We start from the raw sequence: 19,882 nt of genomic DNA, 5'->3' as shown, positions 1-19,882 counted from the left end.
TCGGCACGGCTCGCTTTCCGCACCCTCCGTCCCCTTCTGCGAGGTGCCCATGAGCACGACCCCACCGCCACCGGCCACCGCTCCTCCGGCCCAACGCGCCGAGCAGGCCGGCGCGTTCGGCTGGTACCGCGACCTCGGCCCGCACGGGCGACGCGCGTTCGCCGGCGCGTTCGGCGGCTATGCCCTGGATTCCTACGACTACTTCACGCTGCCGCTCAGCATGGTGGCGCTCTCCGCCTACTTCGGCCTGGACAGCGGCCAGACCGGTCTGTTCACCACCGTCACCCTGGTGGTCTCGGCCGTCGGCGGGGCCCTGGCGGGCGTGCTCGCCGACCGGGTGGGCCGGGTCCGGGCCCTGGTGCTCACGGTGCTCACCTACGCCGTGTTCACGGTGGCCTGCGGCTTCGCGCCCAGCTACGAGACGCTGCTGGTCTTCCGGGCGCTCCAGGGCCTCGGCTTCGGCGGCGAATGGGCGGTCGGGGCCATCCTGGTGGCCGAGTACGCCTCCGCCCGCCACCGGGGCCGTACGCTCGGCGTGGTCCAGAGCTCCTGGGCCGTCGGCTGGGCGCTGGCCGCCGTCGCCTACACGCTGGTCTTCTCCCTCGCGGGCGACGACCTGGCCTGGCGGGTGATGTTCTGGACCGGCGCGCTGCCCGCGCTGCTGGTGCTGTGGCTGCGGCGCAGCGTGCGCGACGCGCCGGTGGCGCTGGCGGCCCGTGAACAGGACCCGCGGCGCGGCTCGTTCACCGCGATCTTCCGGCCGGGCCGGAACGGCGCCCCCGGCCTGCTGCGCACCACGCTCCTGGCCTGCCTGCTCTCCACGGGCGTCCAGGGCGGCTACTACACGCTGGCCACCTGGGTGCCGACGTACCTCAAGACGGAACGCGGCCTGTCCGTGGTCGGCACCGGCGGCTACCTCGCCCTGCTGATCTCCGGCGCGTTCCTCGGCTACCTGACCGGTGGTCACCTCACCGACCGGCTCGGCCGGCGCGCCACCATCTGGCTGTTCGCGCTGCTGTCGGCGGTGTGCGTGCTGGCGTACGCGCACATCCCGCCGGGCGCCGGCACGCTGCTCCTGGTGCTCGGTTTCCCGCTCGGCTTCTGCATGTCGGCCATCTTCAGCGGCTTCGGCTCCTACCTGAGCGAGCTGTACCCGACGGCGGTGCGCGGCACCGGACAGGGCTTCACGTACAACACGGGCCGCGCGGTGGGCGCGGTCTTCCCGACCCTGGTGGGCTTCCTGGCCGACGGCTGGGGCGTGGGCGGCGCGCTGGTCTTCGGCGCGGTCGGCTACGGGCTCGCGGCACTGGCGCTGCTCGGACTGCCCGAGACGCGCGGGAAGGAACTGGCATGACACGGGTGCAGAGCACCGAGGACCGTCCCGTCACCACGACCGAACGAAGGTCGCCCGACTGGAGCCCGCGCACCGCGCGCGCCCGGTTCCGCGCGGGCCTCGCCGGCCCCACGGCCGGGGTCGCGGCCGGCCACACCCAGGCCAACCTGATCGCGGTACCCGCCGACTGGGCCTACGACATGCTGCTGTTCTGCCAGCGCAACCCCAAGCCCTGTCCGGTGCTGGACGTCACCGACGCCGGTTCCCCGGTGACGGTGCTCGCCGAGGGCGCGGACCTGCGCACCGATCTGCCGCGCTACCGGGTGTGGCAGGACGGCGAACTGGTCGACGAGCCCACCGACGTGCGCGCGTACTGGCGGGACGACCTGGTGGCGTTCCTGATCGGGTGCAGCTTCACCTTCGAGTGGGGGCTGGTCCGGGCGGGCGTGCCGGTCCGCCATGTCGAGCAGGGCCGCAACGTGCCGATGTACATCACCGACCGGCCGTGCCGCCCGGCGGGCCGGCTGAGCGGACCGATGGTGGTGTCCATGCGCCCGGTGCCGCCGGGCCGGCTGGGCGCCGCGATCAAGGAGAGCAGCCTGCTGCCGGCCGTGCACGGCGGTCCGGTGCACTGCGGGGACCCGGCGGGCCTCGGCATCGCCGACCTCGGCCGGCCGGACTTCGGCGACCCGGTGACCGTCGAGGAGGACGAGATCCCGGTGTTCTGGGCCTGCGGGGTGACCCCCCAGGCGGCCGTGATGGCCTCCCGGCCACCGTTCGCCATCACGCACGCGCCGGGCCAGATGTTCCTGACCGACGCGCGCGACGAGCAGTACCGGCTGGTCGGCATCGACTGACCGCGGCGCGCCGAAAAACGACCCGACGAACCGAAGGACACGGGAACGACCATGACCGCGATCGATCTGAACGCCGACCTCGGCGAGGGCTTCGGCCGCTGGCGGCTCACCGAGGACGAACAGCTGCTGTCCGTCGTCACCAGCGCCAACGTGGCCTGCGGCTTCCACGCCGGGGACGCGGCCACCATGCGCCGCGTCTGCGACCTGGCCGCCGAACGCGGGGTGACGATCGGCGCCCAGGTCTCCTACCGGGACCTCGCCGGGTTCGGGCGGCGCGCGATGGAGGTGCCGCCCGCCGAACTGGCGGCCGAAGTGGCCTACCAGATAGGGGCGTTGGAGGTGTTCGCCCGGGCGGCCGGGGCCCGGGTGGCGTACGTCAAGCCGCACGGCGCGCTCTACAACCGGGTGGTGCACGACGAGGAGCAGGCCGGCGCGGTGATCGACGGCGTGCTGCTCGCGGACGCCACGCTGCCGGTGCTCGGCCTGCCCGGCTCCCGGCTGCTGGAACTGGCCCGGAAGGCGGGCCTCGCGGCGGTGCCGGAGGCGTTCGCGGACCGCGCGTACACCGACGAGGGCACGCTGGTGCCGCGCGGCCGGGACGGCGCGGTGGTGAGCGACGCGGACGCGGTCGTCGAGCGCTCGGTCGGGCTCGCGCGCTCCGGTGTGGTCACCTCGCACTCCGGCGCGCGCATCCAGGTGCACGCCCGCTCACTGTGCCTGCACGGCGACACCCCCGGCGCGGTCGAGCTGGCCCGGCGGGTGCGGGCGCGCCTGGTGGCGGCGGGCGTGCGGGTGGAGGCCTTCGCATGAGGGCGCTGCCCGTCGGGGAGGACGCGCTGCTGCTGGAGGTGGATTCGGCCGAGGAGGTGCGGTCGCTGCACGCGGCACTGCTGCGGCGCCGCGCGGACGGCACGCTGGCCGTCCGGGAGATCGTGCCGGCCGCGCGCACGGTCCTGCTCGACGGGCTGCCCGAGCCGGAGCGCTGGGTGTCCGAACTGACCTCGCCCACCGAGGCGCCGCCCCCGGAGCGGGCGCTGCCGCCGGTGGAACTGCCGGTGCGCTACGACGGCCCCGACCTCGCGGCCGTCGCCGCGCACTGGCAGGTGTCCGAGCGGGAGGTGGCCCGCATCCACGCGGGCACCGAGTTCACGGTCGCCTTCTGCGGGTTCGCACCCGGCTTCGGCTATCTCACCGGGCTCCCGGCCCGCTACGACGTCCCGCGCCGGGCCACACCGCGCACGGCGGTCCCGGCCGGCGCGGTCGCGCTCGCGGGACCGTACACCGGGGTGTACCCGCGCACCTCGCCCGGCGGCTGGCAACTGATCGGCACCACCGACGCCCTCCTGTGGGACCACACCCGCGACCCCGCCGCACTGCTCTCCCCGGGCACCCGCGTGCGGTTCGTCCCGGTGGCGGACCGGTGAGCGGCGGGCCGGGCGCCGGACCGGTGGAGGAGTCATGACCGACCGTGCTCTCGTCGTCGTACGACCCGGGGCGCTCACCACCGTGCAGGACCTCGGGCGGCCGGGGTACGCGCATCTCGGGGTGCCCCGCTCCGGGGCGCTGGACCCCGGGGCGGCGGCGCTCGTCAACCGGCTGACCGGGAACCCGCCGGACGCGGCCGTGCTGGAGACGACGGTCGACGGCTGTGCCCTGCGCGCCCGTTCCACGGTGACCGTGGCGGTCGGCGGGGCGCCCTGCCCGGTGACGGTGGGCGGCCGGCCGGCGCCCTGGGGCGCGCCCGTCGTGGTCCCGGCCGGCGCACTCCTGGAGGTGGGCGCGGCGGTGGCCGGGGTGCGCTGCTACGTCGCCGTGCGCGGCGGCATCGCCGTGGAGCCGGTGCTCGGCAGCCGCGCCACCGATCTGCTGTCCGGACTGGGTCCGGCCCCGCTCGCCGAGGGCACGGTGCTGCCGCTGGGCCGGCCGGCCGGGCCGCCCGCGCGGCTGGACGGGGCGCCGCAGCCGGGGCCGCCGGCCGAGCTGGTGCTTCGGGTGACGCCGGGGCCGCGCGCGGACTGGTTCACCGCGCGGGCGGTGCGCGATCTGGCCACGCGCGCCTACCGGGTCTCCCCGGCGAGCAACCGCATCGGCCTGCGCACCGAGGGCCCGGCCCTTCAGCGGGCCCGGGACGCCGAACTCCCCAGCGAGGGCATGGTGCTGGGCGCCGTGCAGGTACCGCCGGACGGCCGCCCGGTGGTCTTCCTGGCCGACCACCCGACCACCGGCGGCTACCCGGTGATCGCGGTGGTCCGGCCGACCGACCTCGCGGCAGCGGCCCAGGCGGTGCCGGGGACGCCGGTGCGGTTCGTGCCGGTGCGACGGTGGTGAGCGATCGGCCGGCCCCGCACGCCGGCCGGCGCCCGCCCGCGTAACGCCCGGCCCCGCCTCCCTCGACCCGCCCGGCCCGAACCCCCGCTCCGCTCACCCCGCACCCGCCCCGGCACGGGCCGTCCCCCGCTCCCGGCCCGGCAAGGCCGCCAGCGCCGCGGACACCGCGGCCGTCGACTCCAGGTCGAGGCGGGCCGTGGTGCCCCGGGCGCGGTGGCGCAGTTCCCCGGCGGCCAGGCGCAGCAGCTGGGGCAGCAGATCGCGGCAGCGCCGGGCCACCCAGGCGGTACCCGCGGTGGCGAGCCAGCGCAGGCTCGCGCCCCGGGTCGGCGCGGGGAACTCCGGTTCGGGGGAAGGGGGTCGGCCGGTCGCCCGGCCCGCCTCGGCGAGCAGGGCGTGGAAGCGGACGGCGAGCTGCCGGTGCCCGCGCTCCCCGGGGTGCAGCCGGTCGGCGCTCCACAGGGCCCGGTCGGTGATCCAGGCACGGTCCGCCGCGTGCAGGTGGACGGCGCCGTACCGCTCGGACAGGGCGTGCACGACCGCGTTGACCGCGCGCTGCCGGCGGGCCAGCGGACGGGCCAGGGCACCGGGCAGGCCGAGCATCGCGCCGGGGTCGGGCAGGCACGCGGTGAGCAGGGTGGCGCCCTGGCCGGCGCAGGCCGCGTAGACCCGGTCGAGGCGGACGGTCACCGCGTGGATGTCGTAGGTGTGGCGCAGGGTGTCGTTGACGCCGACGACCACCGAGACCAGGTCCGGGCGGAGGGCGAGCGCGGCCGGGGTCTGCCGTTCCAGCACGTCCCGGGTCTGCGCCCCGCCGGTCGCGAGGTTGATGAACTCGGTGTCCGGGCCGAGCGAGGCCGCGAGCAGCGCGGCCCAGCCCCGCCGGCCCGCGCCGACGGGGTCGCCCACGCCCTCGGTGAGCGAGTCCCCGAGGGCGACGAAGCGGACGGGCCTCATGCCACGCCCTCCGGCACCGCGCGCCGGGGGCCCGCCGGGTGCGGCGCCCGCGCGTCGTGGGCGGCGAGGAACGCCCGCACGGCCGTGTCCCAGCCGAAGCACTCCGCCCGCGTCCGGGCCGCCTCGCGCCGCTCGGACTCGGGGCGCTCCAGGAGCAGCTCGACGGCGTCGGCGAACGCCTCGCCGCGGTCGGCGGCGCTCGCCCCGGCCGACCCGATGACCTCGGGCAGCGCGGAGGAGGTGCTGGCCACCACGGGCGTGCCGCAGGCCATGGCCTCCAGGGCGGCGAGCCCGAAGGTCTCGGCGGGGCCCGGCGCGAGGGCGAGGTCGGCGGTGGCCTGGAGGGCGGCGAGCGCGAACCGGTCGGAGAGGTGCCCGAGGAAGGTCACCGGCAGCCCCCGTTCCCGGGCGCGCTGCTCCAGCCGGGGCCGCAGCGGCCCGTCCCCCGCGACCACCAGCACCGCCGGGCGGCCGCGCCGTACCAGCGTCTCCAGGGCGTCCAGGGCGGTGCCGGGGCGCTTCTCCACCGACAGCCGGGAGCACAGCACCAGCAGTGCCTCGCCGTCGCGCGCGTGCCGGGTGCGCAGTCCGGGGTCGCGCAGCGCGGGGTGGCGTTCCACCAGGTCGACGCCCAGGGGGGCGCGTACGACGTTGCGCGCGCCGATGCGGACGAACTCGCGCTCGGCGTACTCGGTGGTGCACACCACCCGCGAATAGACGTGCGCGGTACGGGTGTTGAGGGCGTCCGCGGCCCGCCGGGAGAGGTTCTCGGACAGGCCCCAGGTGCGCAGCACCCCGTCGGTGGTCTCGTGGGAGACCATCACGGCGGGCACCCGCGCCCGGCGGGCCCAGCGGCCGGTCCAGCGCAGGGTGGTCCGGTCGGAGACCTCCAGGCGGTCCGGCGCCAGGTCCTCCAGGAGGGCGGCCACCCGCCGCCGATCGGTCAGCACGCGGTAGCCGCCGGTGCCGGGGAGCAGCGGGCCGGGCAGGGTGATGACCCGGCCCTGCTCGGTGTCGGTGTCGGTGTGCCGGGCGCCGGGCACGATCAGCACGGGTTCGTGGCCCGCCGCCCGGAAGCCCTTGCCCAGCTCGCGCAGGGCAGTGCGCAGGCCCCCGGAGGCGGGCGCGACGAAGTTGGCGAGCCGGACGATGCGCAGCGGCCGGGCGGTCATGCGGCCACCGCCGTCCGGCGCGCGGCGAGCACGTCGCCGTAGTGGCCGATCAGCCGGTCCCCGACGGCGGCCCAGGTGCGGCCCTCGACCAGGGCGCGGGCGGCGGCGCCGAACGCGGCGCGGCGCGCGGGGTCGGCGGCCAGGGCGCGGACGGCGCCCCGGACGGCGTCGGCGTCGCGGGGCGGCACGAGCAGTCCGGTCCGGCCGTGGTCGACCAGGTCGAGGGGGCCGCCGGTGGCCGGCGCGACCACCGGGACGCCGCTGGCCATGGCCTCCTGCACGGTCTGGCAGAAGGTCTCGAAGGGGCCGGTGTGCGCGAACAGGTCCAGCGAGGCGAAGATCCGGGCGAGGTCGTCACCGGTGCGCCTGCCGAGGAAGACCGCGCCGGGCAGGGCCTCGGCCAGCTGGTCGTGGCTGGGGCCGTCGCCGACGACGACGAGCCGGACGCCGTCCAGGCCGCAGACGCCGGCGAGCAGTTCGACGTGCTTCTCGGGGGCGAGCCGGCCGACGTAGCCGACGAGCAGCTCGCCGTTCGGGGCGAGTTCACGGCGCAGCGCCTCGTCCCGGCGATCTGGCCGAAAACGTACGGTGTCCACGCCCCGCGGCCACAGCCGCACCCGGGGCACGCCGTGCTCCTCCAGGTCGCGCAGGGCGGCGCTGGAGGGGGCCAGGGTGCGGTCGGCGGCGGCGTGCACGGAGCGGATGCGGCGCCAGGCGGCGGCCTCTCCGGCGCCCATGTAGGTGCGGGCGTACCCGGCCAGGTCGGTCTGGTAGACGGCGACGGCGGGCAGGCCGAGCCGGGCGGCGGCGGCCATGCCCCGCACGCCGAGGACGAAGGGGCTGGCGAGGTGGACCACGTCGGGGCGGTGGGTGACGAGGGCCGCGGCCAGGCGCCGGCTGGGCAGAGCGACGCGCACCTGGGGGTAGCCGGGGAGCGGGAGGGAGGGAATCCGGACGACGGGACACGGGGCGTCCGTGTCGGGGCCGCTGCCCGGGGCGGGGGCGGGGGCGACGACGAGCGGGTGGTGACCGCGATCTACGAGGTGCCGGGCGGTCTGGAGCGCGCAGTGGGCCACGCCGTTCACATCGGGGGGAAAGGATTCGGTCACGATGACGACACGCATACGGGTGTTGTCGCCGCGCCGGACGTGGCCACGTCAACGTCGATCTTTCCGCGCGGGGAACGTCCCGTGAGCGTTGTGCTCCGCGCCCGTACGGGCCAGACGGCGTCCATGACCACCTGGCCCGCGGGTCGTCCGGCGTTCACACGGCGGGCGGTCCGGTGCCCGGCCGGCCGGGCACGGGGGACTCGCCGGGCGCGCCGGCGCCCCGCTCCGGCGGGTGCCCCTCAGCCCGCGGCGAGGTCGGGCCCGAAGCGGCTGCGCACCGCCGTCTGCACCTCGTCCTCCTCGGCCGGGTCGGCGGCGAGGCGGCGCAGGCGCTCCACGACCCGGTTGTCGCCGGTCTCGGCGTGCCGGGCGGCGAGTTCGCGGGTGGTCTCCTCGCAGTCCCAGAGGCATTCGACGGCGAAGCCGGTGGCGAAGGAGGGGTCGGTGGCGGCGAGCGCGCGGGCGGCCCGGCCCCGCAGGTGGGAGGAGGCGGTCTCGCGGTAGACGTGGCGCAGCACCGGTGCCGCGCAGGCGATGGCGAGGCGTCCGGCGCCGTCGACCAGGGTCCACAGGGTGGGCGCGTCGGGGCCCTCGCCGCGCACGGCCTCGCGCAGGGCGTCGAGGACGAGCGGGCCGTCCTGGGCGCCGCCCCGGCAGGCGAGCACGCGCCCGGCGGCGGCGCCGAGCGCGTCGGGCCGCTGGACCCAGCCGCGTGCCCGGTCCACGGCGGCGACGTCGCGCATCCGTTCGAAGGCGGCGACGGCGGCTTCCACGACGACCGCGGACCCGTCGGCCACCGCGCCCTCGATCAGGCCGAGCACCTCGGGATCGTTGCCGTCGGCGAGATAGCGCAGGGCGGTGCAGCGGGCGCCGTCGGTGCCGGTGCGGGCCGCCTCGACGATCTCCGGCCGGTCCTCGGGGCCGGCCACCGCGGTCAGACAGCGGGCGGCGGGCACATGGAGGGCGGCGCCGCGCTCCATGCCCTGCTGGGCCCACTCGAAGACGGCGCGCACGCTCCAGCCGGGGCGGGGCCCGGTCGGCCGCATCTGCCGCTGCCAGCGGTCGAAACAGCCGGCCTCGTGGGCGGCCCGCACCCGCGCGCCGATCCAGTCGCGCGAGTCCTCCGCCCACAGCCGCCAGGGCCGGGGCTCGAACGCGTCGCGCACGGCGGCGGCCAGCTCGGCCTCGCCCTCGGGGCCGGCGGGGAAGCGGGCGAGCACGGGGGCGGCGAGGGCGCGCAGGCCCGCGTCGTCGTCGCGCAGCGCCAGCTCGTCCAGCGCCCAGGCCCAGTTGGCGCCCTGGGCGGCGTAGCGGCGCAGCAGGTCGAGCGCGTCCCGGCGGCCGTAGGAGGCGAGGTGCCCGAGCACGGCCAGCGCGAGGCCGGTGCGGGACTCCTCGGTGTCCAGGTGGTCCTCGGGGTCGAAGAGATGTGCCTCGACCGCGTCCAGTTCGCCGTTGAGGTCGAGGAAGAGCCGGGCGTAGTAGAGGGAGCGGTTCTCCACCTGCCAGTCGTGGCGGGGATCGCGCAGGACACAGTGGTTCAGGGCCGCGAGCGCCTCCGCCCGGGGGGCGGTGAGCGCGTGCAGCGTGCCGTCGCCGCGGCCCCGCTGGAGCAGGCCGAGCAGCGTGCCGCTGGGCGCTATGACCGGATCGAACATGGGAAACAGCCTCACATCAAGCGTCGACGCAACCGGGGAGCATGCATTACCTGGCCGCGTGACACAACGTCGGAGCGCCCGCCGTCTCTTGCTTGCTGTAGACCATTTCTCTCTGCCTCTCGTCGGTGGCCCATGCGGACCGCATCACGGTCCGCGCGGTGCGGCAACACCTGCCCAGCCATCGCGTCCGTGAATCACGACGTCATGATGACCCGCGGTGTGTGCTGCCGCGACCGTATTTCCGGCGGCCCTGTACCGCCTCCCCCGTTTTCCGTGTCGTAGCTGGTCAGAAGCCCGGCGTCAGTTGACGCCGAAGAGTTCGAGGACGTCCGCCCGGTTGAACATGCGGGCGGTGTCGACCGCCGAGGGGGTGCCCGCGGAAGGGTCGGCTCCGCCTTCCAGCAGCGCCTTGACGACCTCCGTCTCGCCCTTGAAGACCGCGCCCGCGAGCGGGGTCTGGCCCCGGTCGTTGACCCGGTTCGCCTCCGCGCCACGGGCCAGCAGCGCACGGACCGCGTCGGCGTGGCCGTGGTAGGCGGCGAGCATGACCAGGGAGTCACCGCGGTCGTTGGTGAGGTTGGCCGGAACGCCCGCGTCGACGTACGCCACGAGCGCCTCGGTCCGCCCCTGCCGGGCCAGATCGAAGATCTTGGTCGCCAGCTCCACGACCTCGGGGTCGGGGGCTTCACTCATCGCCGGACCGCCTCTCATTACAACCGTTCAGGTGAACCGCAAGGGTACTGGCTCGTGCCTCGTACGAGCCGTTGTGACCGAAGTAAAGATCACTACCGGTGAGCCCGGACGCAAGCGCCCTGCTCAACCGGCCTCCCCTCGGTTCGACCGGTCGGGCGAATAGTCACGATATTCACCCGGTTGCGCCCTTTATCGTATAGATACATGCTGTGATCCTGGAAGTACTGATGGTGACTGTCCCCCTCGACACCAGGAGGCCCCCAATGATCCTCTCCATGTCAGGCGTCGTCCTGCTCGGCACCATCGTGTTCCTCTTCTTCCGCAAGGACGGCCTCAAGGGCTCGCACGCGTGTGTCTCCGCCCTCTTCGGGTTCTACCTGTCGAGCACCGCCATCGCGCCCAGCATCAAGGCCGGCGGGGAGAGCCTGGCCGGCCTCCTGGGCGGCATCAAGTTCTGACCCCCCGCATCCGAAGCCCCCTCCCCACCACCAGGAGACAGCAGTGGCCCGGCGCCCTCTCCCCCGCATTCTGAGCAAAGACGGCGCGCAACTCGCCCGGACGCAGCTCGCCCGGAGCCGGGAGCTGGCCCGGACGGCGGCCGACAGCGCCACCGACGTCCTCCATCCGCTGATCACCCTCTCGCGCGGACTGCGCCGGCTGGCCTCGGCCGGCCGGCGCAGATGGGCCGACACCCCGAAGGACCGGCGCGGACCCCTGCTGTTCCTGGTGGCCTGCCTGGTCCTGGTCGTGGTGCTGGCCCCCTACGGGCCGCTGCTGGCCGTCATCACGGTGATGGCGGCGGCGGGCTGGCAGGGCCGCGACCGCACCCCGCGCGTCCCCGAAGGGCCCGACGAGTCCCAGACCGAACGGCTCCAGGCGCTCTACGAGGCCCTGGTCCCCTACTTCTCCGTCCCCGAGGACCCCGCACCGCTGTACGCGCACGGCGGCGAGTGGCACAAGGCCGTCCCCACGCACGAGTTCGACGACGCCGGACGCGTCGCGCACCTGGTGCTGCGCTACCCCGCCTGCTTCCCGGACGGCGAGCCCGAGGCCCGCGCGCGGATCGAGCGGGTGCTCACCGCGAAGGCGGGGCGTGGGCGCGAGTACCGCTTCGGGTGGGACGAGGAGGGCAACCGGCTGACCGTCACCGCACTCGCCCCGCTGCCGCCCGACATCGTGGCCCAGCGCTTCGTGACCGCGCCGGGCGAGACGGTGCTCGGCTTCACCGACCCGAGCGAGGTGCAGCGCACCCTGCCCCTCTCCTACGGGGAGGAACAGCTCGACGTGCCGCCGGTCGTCTGGCGCACCGGCACCCGCTCCACCGAGCCGCATCTGCTGGCGGTCGGCCAGCCCGGCAGCGGCACCTCCACCCTGCTGCGCTCCCTGGCCCTCCAGGCCCTGCGCTGCGGCGACGTCCTGATCGTGGACGGCGGCGGCACCGGCGAGTACGCGTGCCTGACCGGCCGGGACGGGGTGCTGGCCGTGGAGTGCGCGCTGCCCGGTGCGCTGGCGAGCCTGGAGTGGGCCGCGCAGGAGACCGAGCGGCGGCTCGTCGCGATCAACCTGGCCCGGCAGGCGGGCGACCCGCCGCCGGCCGACACCCGGCGTCCGCTGTGGGTGCTGCTGGACCGGCCGAGCGTCTTCGCGCACCTCGCGGAGGTGGACGGCCGCGAGGACCCGCAGGCCCTGCTCCGGGTGCCGCTGCGGCACGGGCGCGCGGCGAACGTGACCGTCGTGGTCGCCGAGCACTTCGACGGCGCCGACGCGCTGAGCGACGCGGTACGGCAGCACACGCGGGCCCGGGTCGTCCTCGGACCGACGGCGGCGCGGCAGGTGGAGTCGGTCCTCGGCGCCGCGCCCCCGACGACGCCACCGGCCCTGGTACCGCCGGGGCGCGGATACGCCCGGCTGGGGCAGGGCCCCGTCCACCGGCTCCAGGTCCCGCGGACGCCGGACCCGTACGACGACGCGACGAGCGACGCGGACCGTGGAGCCGTACTGGACCTCCTCCCGCCCCGCCGGGAAGCCGTACGGGCCTGCGAACCGATCGACCTGACCAAACCGGCGACGGCGGAGCAGCCGGTGGCGGCGGAGTGAGCCGCGGGCCGGCCGGTCCCCCGCACGCCCGGGGAGCCGCCCGGCCCGGCAGCGCTACGCCACGAACGTCCGCGGCGCCTCCGCGCCCCCGCCGCCCCCCGTCCGCACCGCACGGGCCGCCGCGGCGAGCCGTACCGCCGCCTCCTGCGCCACCGCTCCCCCGACGGTGAACGGCAGCCGCACATAGCCCTCGAACGCGCCGTCGACGCCGAAGCGGGGGCCGGAGGGCACCCGGACCCCGGTGCGTTCGCCCGCCTCGGCGATGCGGGAGCCGGAGAGGCCGCCGGCGCGGACCCAGAGGGTCAGGCCGCCCCGGGGGACGGAGAACTCCCAGTCCGGCAGCTCACGCCGGAGCGCGGCCACCAGCGCGTCCCGGTTCTCCCGGGCCTGCGCCCGCCGCAGGGCGACCGCCTGCTCCCAACCTCCGGTGCTGAAGAGCCAGTTGACGGCCAGCTGCTCCAGCACCGGGGTCCCGAGGTCGGCGTACGCCCGCGCGGCGACCAGGCTGCGGACGATGTCCGGCGCCGCCCGCACCCACCCGATCCGCATCCCCGCCCAGAACGCCTTGCTGGCCGAACCGACTGTGATCACCGTGGAGCCGGCCGGGTCGAACGCGCACACCCGGCGCGGCATCCGCCCGTCCCCCAGTTCCTCCTCCAGCCACAGCTCGCTCATCGTCTCGTCGGCGACCAGCACCGTGCCCGCCGCGCGCGCCGCGTCCACCAGCCGGCGCCGCTGGTCCTCGTCGGCCAGCGCCCCGGTGGGGTTGTGGAAGTCGGCGACCACATAGGCGAGCCGCGGCGCGGCCTCCCGCAACACCTGCCGCCAGCGGTCCATGTCCCAGCCGGACAGCCCCTCCCCCATCGCCACCGGCACCAGCCGGGCGCCCGCCTCCCGCATCAGCTGGAGGATGTTGGCGTAGGAGGGCGACTCCACGGCGATGCGCTCGCCGCGGCCCCCGAAGAGATGGCAGATCGCGTCGATGGCGCCCATCGCGCCGGTCGTCACCATGATCTGCTCCGGCATCGTGGGGATGCCGCGCGCGGTGTAGCGCTCGGCGATCATCGCGCGCAGGGCGGGCAGCCCGGCGGGATAGTCGCCGTGCGTGTGCGCGTACGGCGGCAGTTCCTCCAGGGCGCCCTGCACCGCGCGGGTGAGCCAGGGTTCGGGCGCGGGCAGGGAGGCGCAGCCCAGGTCGATCATCGAGCCCAGGGCCTCCGGGGGCAGCGGCTCCAGGCCGCGCGCGGGCACCGGGTTGCCCGCCGGTACGGCGGTCCAGCTGCCCGCGCCGCGCCGGGACTCCAGGAAGCCCTCGCCGCGCAGCGCCTCGTAGGCGGCGGCGACCGTGGTGCGGCTGACGGAGAGGGCGAGGGCCAGTTCACGCTCGGCGGGCAGCCGGGCGGCGACCGGGACCCGGCCTTCGAGCACCAGCAGCCGGACGCCGTCGGCCAGCGCCCGGTAGGCGGGCGGGCGGCGCGTGCCGGGGCCGGCCGGCCGCTCCTGCTGGGAATTGAGCAGCCGGGCGAGCTGCGCGGCACCCACCGCCGAGGTCCACTGCGCCATGAAGATCAGTCCACCTTCCCCGAATTGGCCATGGATGACGTTTCCCCTCAAGCCACAGAGTGACATGCATCAGTCCACAGCCACCATCCAGGGGGGTACGTCGTGTCCGCTCACGGGCATATAGGCCGTCGCTTGCTCCAGCTCTACGCGGGGCTCGCGCTCTACGGCGCGAGTTCCGCGCTGCTCGTCGCCTCGGGCCTCGGCCTGGAACCCTGGAACGTGCTGCACCAGGGGCTCGCCAAGCTGACCGGGCTGAGCATCGGCGAGATCTCGATCGCCGTGGGGGCGGCCGTGCTGCTGCTGTGGATCCCGCTGCGCCAGCGCCCCGGCCTCGGCACCGTCTCCAACGTCTTCGCCGTCGGCCTCGCCCTGGACGGCACTCTCGCGCTGCTGCCGGACCCCCGCTCCCTCGTGGTGCGCGGCCTGTTCCTGCTCGCCGGCATCGTGCTCAACGGCGCGGCGACCGGCCTGTACATCGCGGCCCGCTTCGGCGCGGGACCGCGCGACGGACTGATGACGGGGCTGCACCAGCGCACCGGACGCTCGATCCGGCTGATGCGCACGGCCGTCGAAGTGACGGTGGTGGCCACCGGGTTCGTGCTCGGCGGCACCATCGGCGTGGGCACCGTGCTGTACGCCGTGTCCATCGGCCCGCTGGCCCAGCTGTTCCTGCGGCTGTTCGCCCTGCCGGTGGCGGCGGGCGGCAGCACGGTCGTTGCCGCGAGTACACCCGAACGAGCGATACTGCGTCCGTGACCACCGCGATACGCCACCCCTACCTCGACCACCCCGGTCCCCTCGCCTTCGCCCACCGCGGCGGGGCCGCCGACGGGGTGGAGAACACCGAGGCACAGTTCCGCCGCGCGGTGGAGTCGGGCTACCGGTACCTCGAGACCGATGTGCACGCCACGGCGGACGGCCGGCTCGTCGCGTTCCACGACGCGACCCTGGACCGGGTCACCGACGGCGCGGGCCGGATCGCCGACCTGCCGTGGGCGCGGGTGCGGCAGGCGCGCGTGGACGGCCGTGAACCGGTGCCGCTGTTCGAGGAGTTGCTGGACGCCTTCCCCGAGGCCCGCTGGAACGTCGACGTCAAGGCGGAGCCCGCGCTGCGGCCGCTGCTGGAGCTGATCGAGCGGACCAACGCCTGGGACCGGGTCTGCGTGGGCTCCTTCTCGGAGGCGCGGGTGATGCGCGCCCAGCGGCTGGCCGGGCCGCGTCTGGCGACCTCCTTCGGCACCCGCGGGGTGCTGAACCTGCGGTTGCGCTCCTGGGGGCTGCCGGCCGCGGTGCGGCGCTCCGCCGTGGCCGCGCAGGTGCCCGTGGCCCAGTCGGGCGTGCCGGTGGTGGACCACCGCTTCCTGCGCACCGCCCATGCGCTCGGCCTGCAGGTCCACGTCTGGACGATCAACGATCCGGAGTCCATGCACCGGCTGCTGGACCTGGGTGTGGATGGCATCATGACCGATCACATCGACACGTTGCGCAAGGTCATGGAAGAGCGCGGCGTCTGGGTCTGACCGACCGGACGCGGCCGGCCGAGCCTTCGCAGGGAGCGGAAGCGAGGGCACGGGTGGGCACGGACACCGTGCGCGCGGAGGCGGCGGACGAGACCGCCGACCTCCGGCGCCAGCAACGAGGGTGGTACTTCTACGACTGGGCGTGCTCGGTCTATTCGACGAGCGTCCTGACCGTTTTCATCGGCCCCTATCTGACGTCGGTCGCCGAACACGCCGCGGACGCCGACGGCTATGTGCACCCGTTGGGCATACCGGTGCGGGCCGGGTCGTTCTTCGCCTACTCGGTGTCCCTGTCGGTGATCCTGGCCGTGGTGGCGATGCCGCTGGTGGGCGGCGCGGCGGACCGCACGGGCCGCAAGAAGCCGCTGCTCGCTGCGGCGGCGTACACCGGGGCGGCGGCCACCACGGGGATGTTCTTCCTGGACGGCGACCGGTACCTGCTGGGCGGGGTGCTGCTGGTCGTGGCCAACGCGGCGGCGGCCGTCGGCGCGATGCTCTACAACTCCTATCTGCCGCAGATCGCCGCGCCCGAGGAGCGCGACGCGGTCTCCTCCCGGGGCTGGGCCTTCGGCTACGGCGCGGGCTCCACGGTCCTCGTCGCCAACCTGGTGCTGTACTCGGCGCACGACTCCTTCGGCCTGACCCAGACCCAGGCGGTGCGCATCTGCCTGGCCTCGGCCGGCCTGTGGTGGGGCGCCTTCACCCTGGTGCCGCTGCGCAGGCTGCGCGACCGGCGCGCGGGGGCGGCGGACGCGCCCTCGACGGGGCTGCGGCAGCTCGCCTCGACGGTGCGGGACATGCGTCGGCATCCGCTGACGCTGTCCTTCCTGCTGGCGTACCTGGTCTACAACGACGGCATCCAGACGGTGATCTCCCAGGCGTCGGTCTACGGCTCCCAGGAGCTGGGGCTCGGGCAGTCCACGCTGATCGTCGCGGTGCTGCTGGTGCAGGTGCTGGCGGTGGCGGGGGCGCTGACGATGGGACGGCTGGCACGGACGTACGGCGCCCAGCGCACGATCCTCGGCTCGCTGGTGGCGTGGACGATCACCCTGGCCGCCGGTTACTTCCTGCCCGCGAGGGCGCCGGTCTTCTTCTTCGTGCTGGCCGCCGGGATCGGTCTGGTGCTGGGCGGCAGCCAGGCGCTGTCCCGGTCGCTGTTCTCCCATCTGGTGCCACCGGGCAAGGAGGCCGAGTACTTCTCGGCGTACGAGCTGAGCGACCGGGGAATGAGCTGGCTGGGCCCGCTGCTGTTCGGTGTGACCTACCAGCTCACCGGCAGCTACCGCTCGGCGATCATCTCCCTGGTGGCGTTCTTCGTCATCGGTTTCGTGCTGCTGGCCCGGGTACCGGTACGGCGGGCGATCGCCGCGGCCGGCAACCCGGTGCCGGAGAAGATCTAGCGCTGATTTAGCGCTCGGCACGAAAGGGCGGTAGTGTACGCGTTTGGCCTGCCAGGCGTACCGTTACTGCGCGTCAAAGATGCCGAAACGCTGGGTGACATCTGCTAGCAGATGTGACAAACCGGGCGCCTGTGGGTAGAACAAGGGGCGGCTACGACGGCGACGCATGACCCGGAACGGGAATCTTTACCGCCGACCGGACGTTGACCGGATGACGACGACAGCGACACCTGTCCTGTGGGCGACAAGCCCGGGAGGCACGATTCATGAGTGAGCGAGCTCTTCGCGGTACGCGCCTCGTGGTGACCAGCTACGAGACGGACCGCGGCATCGACCTGGCCCCGCGCCAGGCCGTGGAGTACGCATGTGAGAAGGGGCACCGCTTCGAGATGCCCTTCTCGGTCGAGGCGGAGATCCCGCCGGAGTGGGAGTGCAAGGTCTGCGGGGCCCAGGCACTTCTGGTGGACGGCGACGGCCCGGAGGAGAAGAAGGCCAAGCCCGCGCGCACCCATTGGGACATGCTGATGGAGCGGCGCACCCGTGAGGAGCTCGAAGAGGTCCTTGAGGAGCGTCTGGCCGTGCTGCGTTCGGGGGCGATGAACATCGCCGTGCACCCCCGGGACAGCCGCAAGTCGGCATAGCGGGCAAGCCGCAAGCGCACTACGCGACAGCGGGCGCCGTACGTTCTCGTACGGCGCCCGCTGTCTGCTGTGTCCGGGCCGGGGCCGGGGCGCCCCGGGCATCGCGGGGCGCCCCGGCGCGGCCGGGCGTCACCGCCGGTCGTGCGCGCCCGCGCGGAAGCGCCGGTGCAGTGCGCGCACCTCGTCGACCAGTTCGGGGACCGGTCCTTCGACCTGCACGCCGGGGAGGACGTCCCGGATCGGCAGGAGGCGTACCGGCGCGGGCGGAACGCCCAGCTCCGTGAGCCATCCCTGCAACTGTCGCGTGGAGCAGACGAAGACGATCCGGCCCAGGCCGACCCAGCCGTGGGCGGCCGAGCACATCGGGCAGTGCTCGCCCGAGGTGTACACGGTGGCCGCCGCGCGCTGGCCGGGCGACAGGTGCTCGGCGGCCCACCGGGCGATGGTGAACTCGGGGTGACGCGTGTGATCGCCGCCGCCGACCCGGTTGCGGTCCTCGAACAGGGCGGTGCCGTCCGCCCCGACCAGCACGGACCCGAACGGCTCGTCACCGGCTTCCAGCGCCTCCGCGGCCAGCTCCACGCAGCGGCGCAGATGGGCCATCTCGTCGTCCTTCATCGCGGCTCCCATGTCACTGTCGGCTCGCCGGAGCGGGGCCCGGCCTCCAAAGGGCAGGACAAGCGCCTACCGGGTCAGCGGGGGACGCTGCTCGTCCGGCCCGCGGTGCTCGTCCTGGCGGATGACCTCGCCCGGCACCACCTTGCCGTCGGGCCGGTGCATACGGGCCTGCTGGAAGACGTCGCCCAGGCTGCCCGGGGCGGCGGCGCGCAGCCGCTTCTCCAGGGTGTCCTCCGTGAAGCGGCTCACGGCCTTCTGGACCGGCGGGAGCAGCAGGAGCAGGCCGGCCGCGTCGGAGACCAGCCCCGGGATGATCAGCAGCAGGCCGGCGAGCATGGTCAGCCCATTGCCACCGCCGCGCTGGGGCGAACCACCGCGCTGCAGCGCCTCGTTGAGGTTCCGGAAGGCGCGGCGGCCCGCGCGTTTGATCACCACGGAGCCGCCCACGACACCCGCGACCAGCAGCAGGAACACGGCCAGACCGCCCGCCGCGTCCGCGACCAGGGTCAACAGCCAGATCTCCAGCACCAGCCACGCGGCGATCGCCAGGGGCAGATACCTGCGCAGCCGGGAGCGCCGGGGCCGGGCGGTGTACGGGGAGGTCGGAGCGCCTGTCGTCATACCCCCAGTGTGCCTGGACGCGGCTCAGCGCCGGATAAGGGGTTGACCGGCGGGCCGGGGCGGGAGGCTACCTGTCCTTGTCCTTGTCCTTGCCCTTGAACTTGGCGACCCGGTCCCCGGCACCCCAGGCGGTGACCCGCCACAGCGCCTCGACCAGGATGTCCTTGCTCATCTTGGAGTCGCCCAGCTCGCGCTCCACGAAGGTGATCGGCACCTCGATCACGTGGTAGCCGGCCTTGACCGCGCGCCGGGCGAGGTCGACCTGGAAGCAGTAGCCCTGCGAGGCGACCTCCTCCAGGCCCAGGCCCTTGAGGGTCTCGGCGCGGAAGGCGCGGTAGCCGCCGGTGATGTCGCGCAGCGGCAGATCGAGGGCGAGGCGCGAGTAGAGGCTGCCGCCGCGGGAGATGAACTCGCGGGACTTGGGCCAGTTGACCACCCGGCCGCCGGGCACCCAGCGGGAGCCGAGCACCAGGTCGGCGCTCTTGAGGGCGGTGAGCAGCCTGGGCAGCTCCTCGGGCTGGTGGGAGCCGTCGGCGTCCATCTCGACCAGGACGCCGTAGCCGTGCTCCAGGCCCCAGCGGAAGCCCGCGAGGTAGGCGGCGCCCAGGCCCTCCTTGCCCTTGCGGTGCATCACCTGGACGTTCTCGTCCTCGGCGGCCAGCTCGTCGGCGAGCTTTCCGGTGCCGTCCGGGCTGTTGTCGTCCGCGATCAGCACGTGCGCCTCGGGGACGGCCTTCCGCACCCGACCGACGATCTTCTTGATGTTCTCCGCCTCGTTGTAGGTCGGGATGATCACCAAGGCCGTGCCGAGCGGACCGAACTGCCTCCCCTGGGCCTTGGCCTCGAGGGTCCCGTCGCCGTCGTTCACTGCTGCCCCTTCTGGTCGTACGCAGGCGTCCACCATAGTGGCCGCCGCCTGGGAAGACGTGACAGCTCGTACTTATGGTGGTGTCGATTGCACAAGAGTGGGGTAAGAACGCGTTTTTCGGCATCTTCGCGCCGGGTTCTGGCCACGTTCTTTTCCTGTTCCGACTGTTCGGATGGTTCCTGACGCGGACGGGTTCCCTCTGTCGTGCTGCGGGTGGGGGCCCGGCGCCCTTCGGGCCGACCTGGGACCCGCTGGCTGCGGATCGACCGAGAGCCGTTGTCTACTGAGCCCGGGCCCCACCCGGGTCACACCTGGCCGACCGGTTGGAACGCTTCCTGCCGGCGCGGGCGCTGAGCCTGGCTGCCAGTGGCGGTGCCCCGGTGCGGGGCGCCGTCCCTGACCCAGCGGCGCGGCGAGGAGTTGCGCGAACGCTCCCCGGTCGGGCGT

The 19,882-nt window shown here is 74.7% G+C and carries 20 protein-coding genes; 11 read left to right on the top strand and 9 right to left on the bottom strand.

The genetic code is table 11. The annotated features are described in order from the left end of the window. Positions 1–49 precede the first annotated feature (49 nt). From HZZ00_RS11380 to HZZ00_RS11360, 5 genes are read left to right on the top strand one after another with little or no spacing between them, the layout of a single operon-like run. Positions 50–1,354, top strand: coding sequence for an MFS transporter (locus HZZ00_RS11380; protein WP_180332068.1), 1,305 nt, complete (start codon positions 50–52; stop codon positions 1,352–1,354). After that, positions 1,351–2,190, top strand: coding sequence for a putative hydro-lyase (locus HZZ00_RS11375; protein WP_180332067.1), 840 nt, complete (start codon positions 1,351–1,353; stop codon positions 2,188–2,190). Before HZZ00_RS11380 ends, HZZ00_RS11375 begins: the two co-directional genes overlap by 4 nt. Before the next feature lie 51 nt (positions 2,191–2,241). Next, the gene (locus tag HZZ00_RS11370) at positions 2,242–3,000 is read left to right on the top strand and encodes a LamB/YcsF family protein (RefSeq protein WP_180332066.1); all 759 of its coding nucleotides are present in this window, start codon (positions 2,242–2,244) and stop codon (positions 2,998–3,000) included. Beyond that, the gene (locus tag HZZ00_RS11365; RefSeq protein ID WP_180332065.1) at positions 2,997–3,614 is read left to right on the top strand and encodes an allophanate hydrolase subunit 1; all 618 of its coding nucleotides are present in this window, start codon (positions 2,997–2,999) and stop codon (positions 3,612–3,614) included. The genes HZZ00_RS11370 and HZZ00_RS11365 overlap by 4 nt, the downstream gene beginning before the upstream one ends. Positions 3,615–3,648: 34 nt before the next feature. Continuing rightward, complete coding sequence (locus tag HZZ00_RS11360) at positions 3,649–4,518, top strand: biotin-dependent carboxyltransferase family protein (protein WP_180332064.1); 870 nt, start codon at positions 3,649–3,651, stop codon at positions 4,516–4,518. Between the two features lie 93 nt (positions 4,519–4,611). On the opposite strand, the gene HZZ00_RS11355 is transcribed toward HZZ00_RS11360, so the two are convergent. The 5 genes from HZZ00_RS11355 to HZZ00_RS11335 all read right to left on the bottom strand — a co-directional run bounded on the left by HZZ00_RS11355 (position 4,612) and on the right by HZZ00_RS11335 (position 10,107). Continuing rightward, positions 4,612–5,475 (bottom strand): SGNH/GDSL hydrolase family protein, encoded by an 864-nt coding sequence (locus HZZ00_RS11355; RefSeq protein ID WP_180332063.1) that lies wholly within the window; start codon positions 5,473–5,475, stop codon positions 4,612–4,614. After that, positions 5,472–6,647: a glycosyltransferase gene (locus HZZ00_RS11350; RefSeq protein WP_180332062.1), complete on the bottom strand. Its 1,176-nt coding sequence runs from the start codon at positions 6,645–6,647 to the stop codon at positions 5,472–5,474. Before HZZ00_RS11350 ends, HZZ00_RS11355 begins: the two co-directional genes overlap by 4 nt. Beyond that, positions 6,644–7,771, bottom strand: coding sequence for a glycosyltransferase family 1 protein (locus HZZ00_RS11345; protein WP_180332061.1), 1,128 nt, complete (start codon positions 7,769–7,771; stop codon positions 6,644–6,646). Before HZZ00_RS11345 ends, HZZ00_RS11350 begins: the two co-directional genes overlap by 4 nt. Positions 7,772–7,995: 224 nt before the next feature. Further along, entirely contained in the window at positions 7,996–9,414 is a 1,419-nt protein-coding gene (locus tag HZZ00_RS11340) for a HEAT repeat domain-containing protein (RefSeq protein ID WP_180332060.1), read from the bottom strand. Between the two features lie 300 nt (positions 9,415–9,714). Further along, positions 9,715–10,107 carry an ankyrin repeat domain-containing protein gene (locus HZZ00_RS11335; protein WP_180332059.1) on the bottom strand — a complete coding sequence of 131 codons (393 nt, stop codon included), beginning with the start codon at positions 10,105–10,107 and terminating at the stop codon, positions 9,715–9,717. A 263-nt stretch (positions 10,108–10,370) separates the two neighbouring features. On the opposite strand from HZZ00_RS11335, the gene HZZ00_RS11330 reads away from it, so the two are divergent. Together HZZ00_RS11330 and HZZ00_RS11325 are read left to right on the top strand one after the other, a co-directional pair. Then, on the top strand, positions 10,371–10,565 hold the full coding sequence (locus HZZ00_RS11330; RefSeq protein ID WP_070029998.1) for a hypothetical protein: 195 nt from the start codon (positions 10,371–10,373) through the stop codon (positions 10,563–10,565). Between the two features lie 43 nt (positions 10,566–10,608). Next, positions 10,609–12,204 carry an ABC transporter ATP-binding protein gene (locus tag HZZ00_RS11325; protein WP_180332058.1) on the top strand — a complete coding sequence of 532 codons (1,596 nt, stop codon included), beginning with the start codon at positions 10,609–10,611 and terminating at the stop codon, positions 12,202–12,204. Between the two features lie 54 nt (positions 12,205–12,258). Here HZZ00_RS11325 and HZZ00_RS11320 read toward each other — a convergent pair whose 3' ends face one another. Next, positions 12,259–13,767 carry a PLP-dependent aminotransferase family protein gene (locus HZZ00_RS11320; RefSeq protein ID WP_180332057.1) on the bottom strand — a complete coding sequence of 503 codons (1,509 nt, stop codon included), beginning with the start codon at positions 13,765–13,767 and terminating at the stop codon, positions 12,259–12,261. A 132-nt stretch (positions 13,768–13,899) separates the two neighbouring features. Here HZZ00_RS11320 and HZZ00_RS11315 point away from each other — a divergent pair, with 132 nt between their 5' ends. The 4 genes from HZZ00_RS11315 (at position 13,900) to HZZ00_RS11300 (ending at position 17,328) form a co-directional block, all read left to right on the top strand. Continuing rightward, positions 13,900–14,523, top strand: a complete 624-nt coding sequence (locus HZZ00_RS11315; RefSeq protein WP_239697621.1) for a YitT family protein — start codon at positions 13,900–13,902, stop codon at positions 14,521–14,523. Continuing rightward, complete coding sequence (locus HZZ00_RS11310; protein ID WP_180332056.1) at positions 14,520–15,287, top strand: glycerophosphodiester phosphodiesterase; 768 nt, start codon at positions 14,520–14,522, stop codon at positions 15,285–15,287. The genes HZZ00_RS11315 and HZZ00_RS11310 overlap by 4 nt, the downstream gene beginning before the upstream one ends. Before the next feature lie 53 nt (positions 15,288–15,340). After that, on the top strand, positions 15,341–16,687 hold the full coding sequence (locus HZZ00_RS11305) for an MFS transporter (RefSeq protein WP_180332055.1): 1,347 nt from the start codon (positions 15,341–15,343) through the stop codon (positions 16,685–16,687). A 266-nt stretch (positions 16,688–16,953) separates the two neighbouring features. Then, a complete protein-coding gene (locus HZZ00_RS11300; protein ID WP_003977404.1) occupies positions 16,954–17,328 on the top strand; it encodes an RNA polymerase-binding protein RbpA in 375 nt (124 codons plus the stop codon). A 129-nt stretch (positions 17,329–17,457) separates the two neighbouring features. On the opposite strand, the gene HZZ00_RS11295 is transcribed toward HZZ00_RS11300, so the two are convergent. The 3 genes from HZZ00_RS11295 to HZZ00_RS11285 all read right to left on the bottom strand — a co-directional run bounded on the left by HZZ00_RS11295 (position 17,458) and on the right by HZZ00_RS11285 (position 19,435). Then, positions 17,458–17,946, bottom strand: a complete 489-nt coding sequence (locus HZZ00_RS11295) for a nucleoside deaminase (RefSeq protein WP_180332054.1) — start codon at positions 17,944–17,946, stop codon at positions 17,458–17,460. A 66-nt stretch (positions 17,947–18,012) separates the two neighbouring features. Continuing rightward, a complete protein-coding gene (gene fxsA / locus HZZ00_RS11290; RefSeq protein ID WP_180332053.1) occupies positions 18,013–18,567 on the bottom strand; it encodes an FxsA family membrane protein in 555 nt (184 codons plus the stop codon). Positions 18,568–18,634: 67 nt separating this feature from the next. Continuing rightward, the gene (locus tag HZZ00_RS11285) at positions 18,635–19,435 is read right to left on the bottom strand and encodes a polyprenol monophosphomannose synthase (protein ID WP_180332052.1); all 801 of its coding nucleotides are present in this window, start codon (positions 19,433–19,435) and stop codon (positions 18,635–18,637) included. Positions 19,436–19,882: the final 447 nt, after the last annotated feature.

The sequence above is a fragment of the Streptomyces sp. NEAU-sy36 genome (assembly GCF_013423905.1).
Classification (GTDB): Bacteria; Actinomycetota; Actinomycetes; order Streptomycetales; family Streptomycetaceae; genus Streptomyces; species Streptomyces misionensis.
Note: the sequence above shows the minus strand (reverse complement) of the source record. Positions and strands in the feature narration are given on the sequence as shown.

Coding starts and splice junctions, on each gene's coding strand:
- HZZ00_RS11380 (WP_180332068.1), top strand. CDS start 50: ATGAGCACGACCCCACCGCCACCGGCCACCGCTCCTCCGGCCCAACGC.
- HZZ00_RS11375 (WP_180332067.1), top strand. CDS start 1,351: ATGACACGGGTGCAGAGCACCGAGGACCGTCCCGTCACCACGACCGAA.
- HZZ00_RS11370 (WP_180332066.1), top strand. CDS start 2,242: ATGACCGCGATCGATCTGAACGCCGACCTCGGCGAGGGCTTCGGCCGC.
- HZZ00_RS11365 (WP_180332065.1), top strand. CDS start 2,997: ATGAGGGCGCTGCCCGTCGGGGAGGACGCGCTGCTGCTGGAGGTGGAT.
- HZZ00_RS11360 (WP_180332064.1), top strand. CDS start 3,649: ATGACCGACCGTGCTCTCGTCGTCGTACGACCCGGGGCGCTCACCACC.
- HZZ00_RS11355 (WP_180332063.1), bottom strand. CDS start 5,475: ATGAGGCCCGTCCGCTTCGTCGCCCTCGGGGACTCGCTCACCGAGGGC.
- HZZ00_RS11350 (WP_180332062.1), bottom strand. CDS start 6,647: ATGACCGCCCGGCCGCTGCGCATCGTCCGGCTCGCCAACTTCGTCGCG.
- HZZ00_RS11345 (WP_180332061.1), bottom strand. CDS start 7,771: ATGCGTGTCGTCATCGTGACCGAATCCTTTCCCCCCGATGTGAACGGC.
- HZZ00_RS11340 (WP_180332060.1), bottom strand. CDS start 9,414: ATGTTCGATCCGGTCATAGCGCCCAGCGGCACGCTGCTCGGCCTGCTC.
- HZZ00_RS11335 (WP_180332059.1), bottom strand. CDS start 10,107: ATGAGTGAAGCCCCCGACCCCGAGGTCGTGGAGCTGGCGACCAAGATC.
- HZZ00_RS11330 (WP_070029998.1), top strand. CDS start 10,371: ATGATCCTCTCCATGTCAGGCGTCGTCCTGCTCGGCACCATCGTGTTC.
- HZZ00_RS11320 (WP_180332057.1), bottom strand. CDS start 13,767: ATGGCGCAGTGGACCTCGGCGGTGGGTGCCGCGCAGCTCGCCCGGCTG.
- HZZ00_RS11300 (WP_003977404.1), top strand. CDS start 16,954: ATGAGTGAGCGAGCTCTTCGCGGTACGCGCCTCGTGGTGACCAGCTAC.
- HZZ00_RS11295 (WP_180332054.1), bottom strand. CDS start 17,946: ATGAAGGACGACGAGATGGCCCATCTGCGCCGCTGCGTGGAGCTGGCC.
- fxsA (WP_180332053.1), bottom strand. CDS start 18,567: ATGACGACAGGCGCTCCGACCTCCCCGTACACCGCCCGGCCCCGGCGC.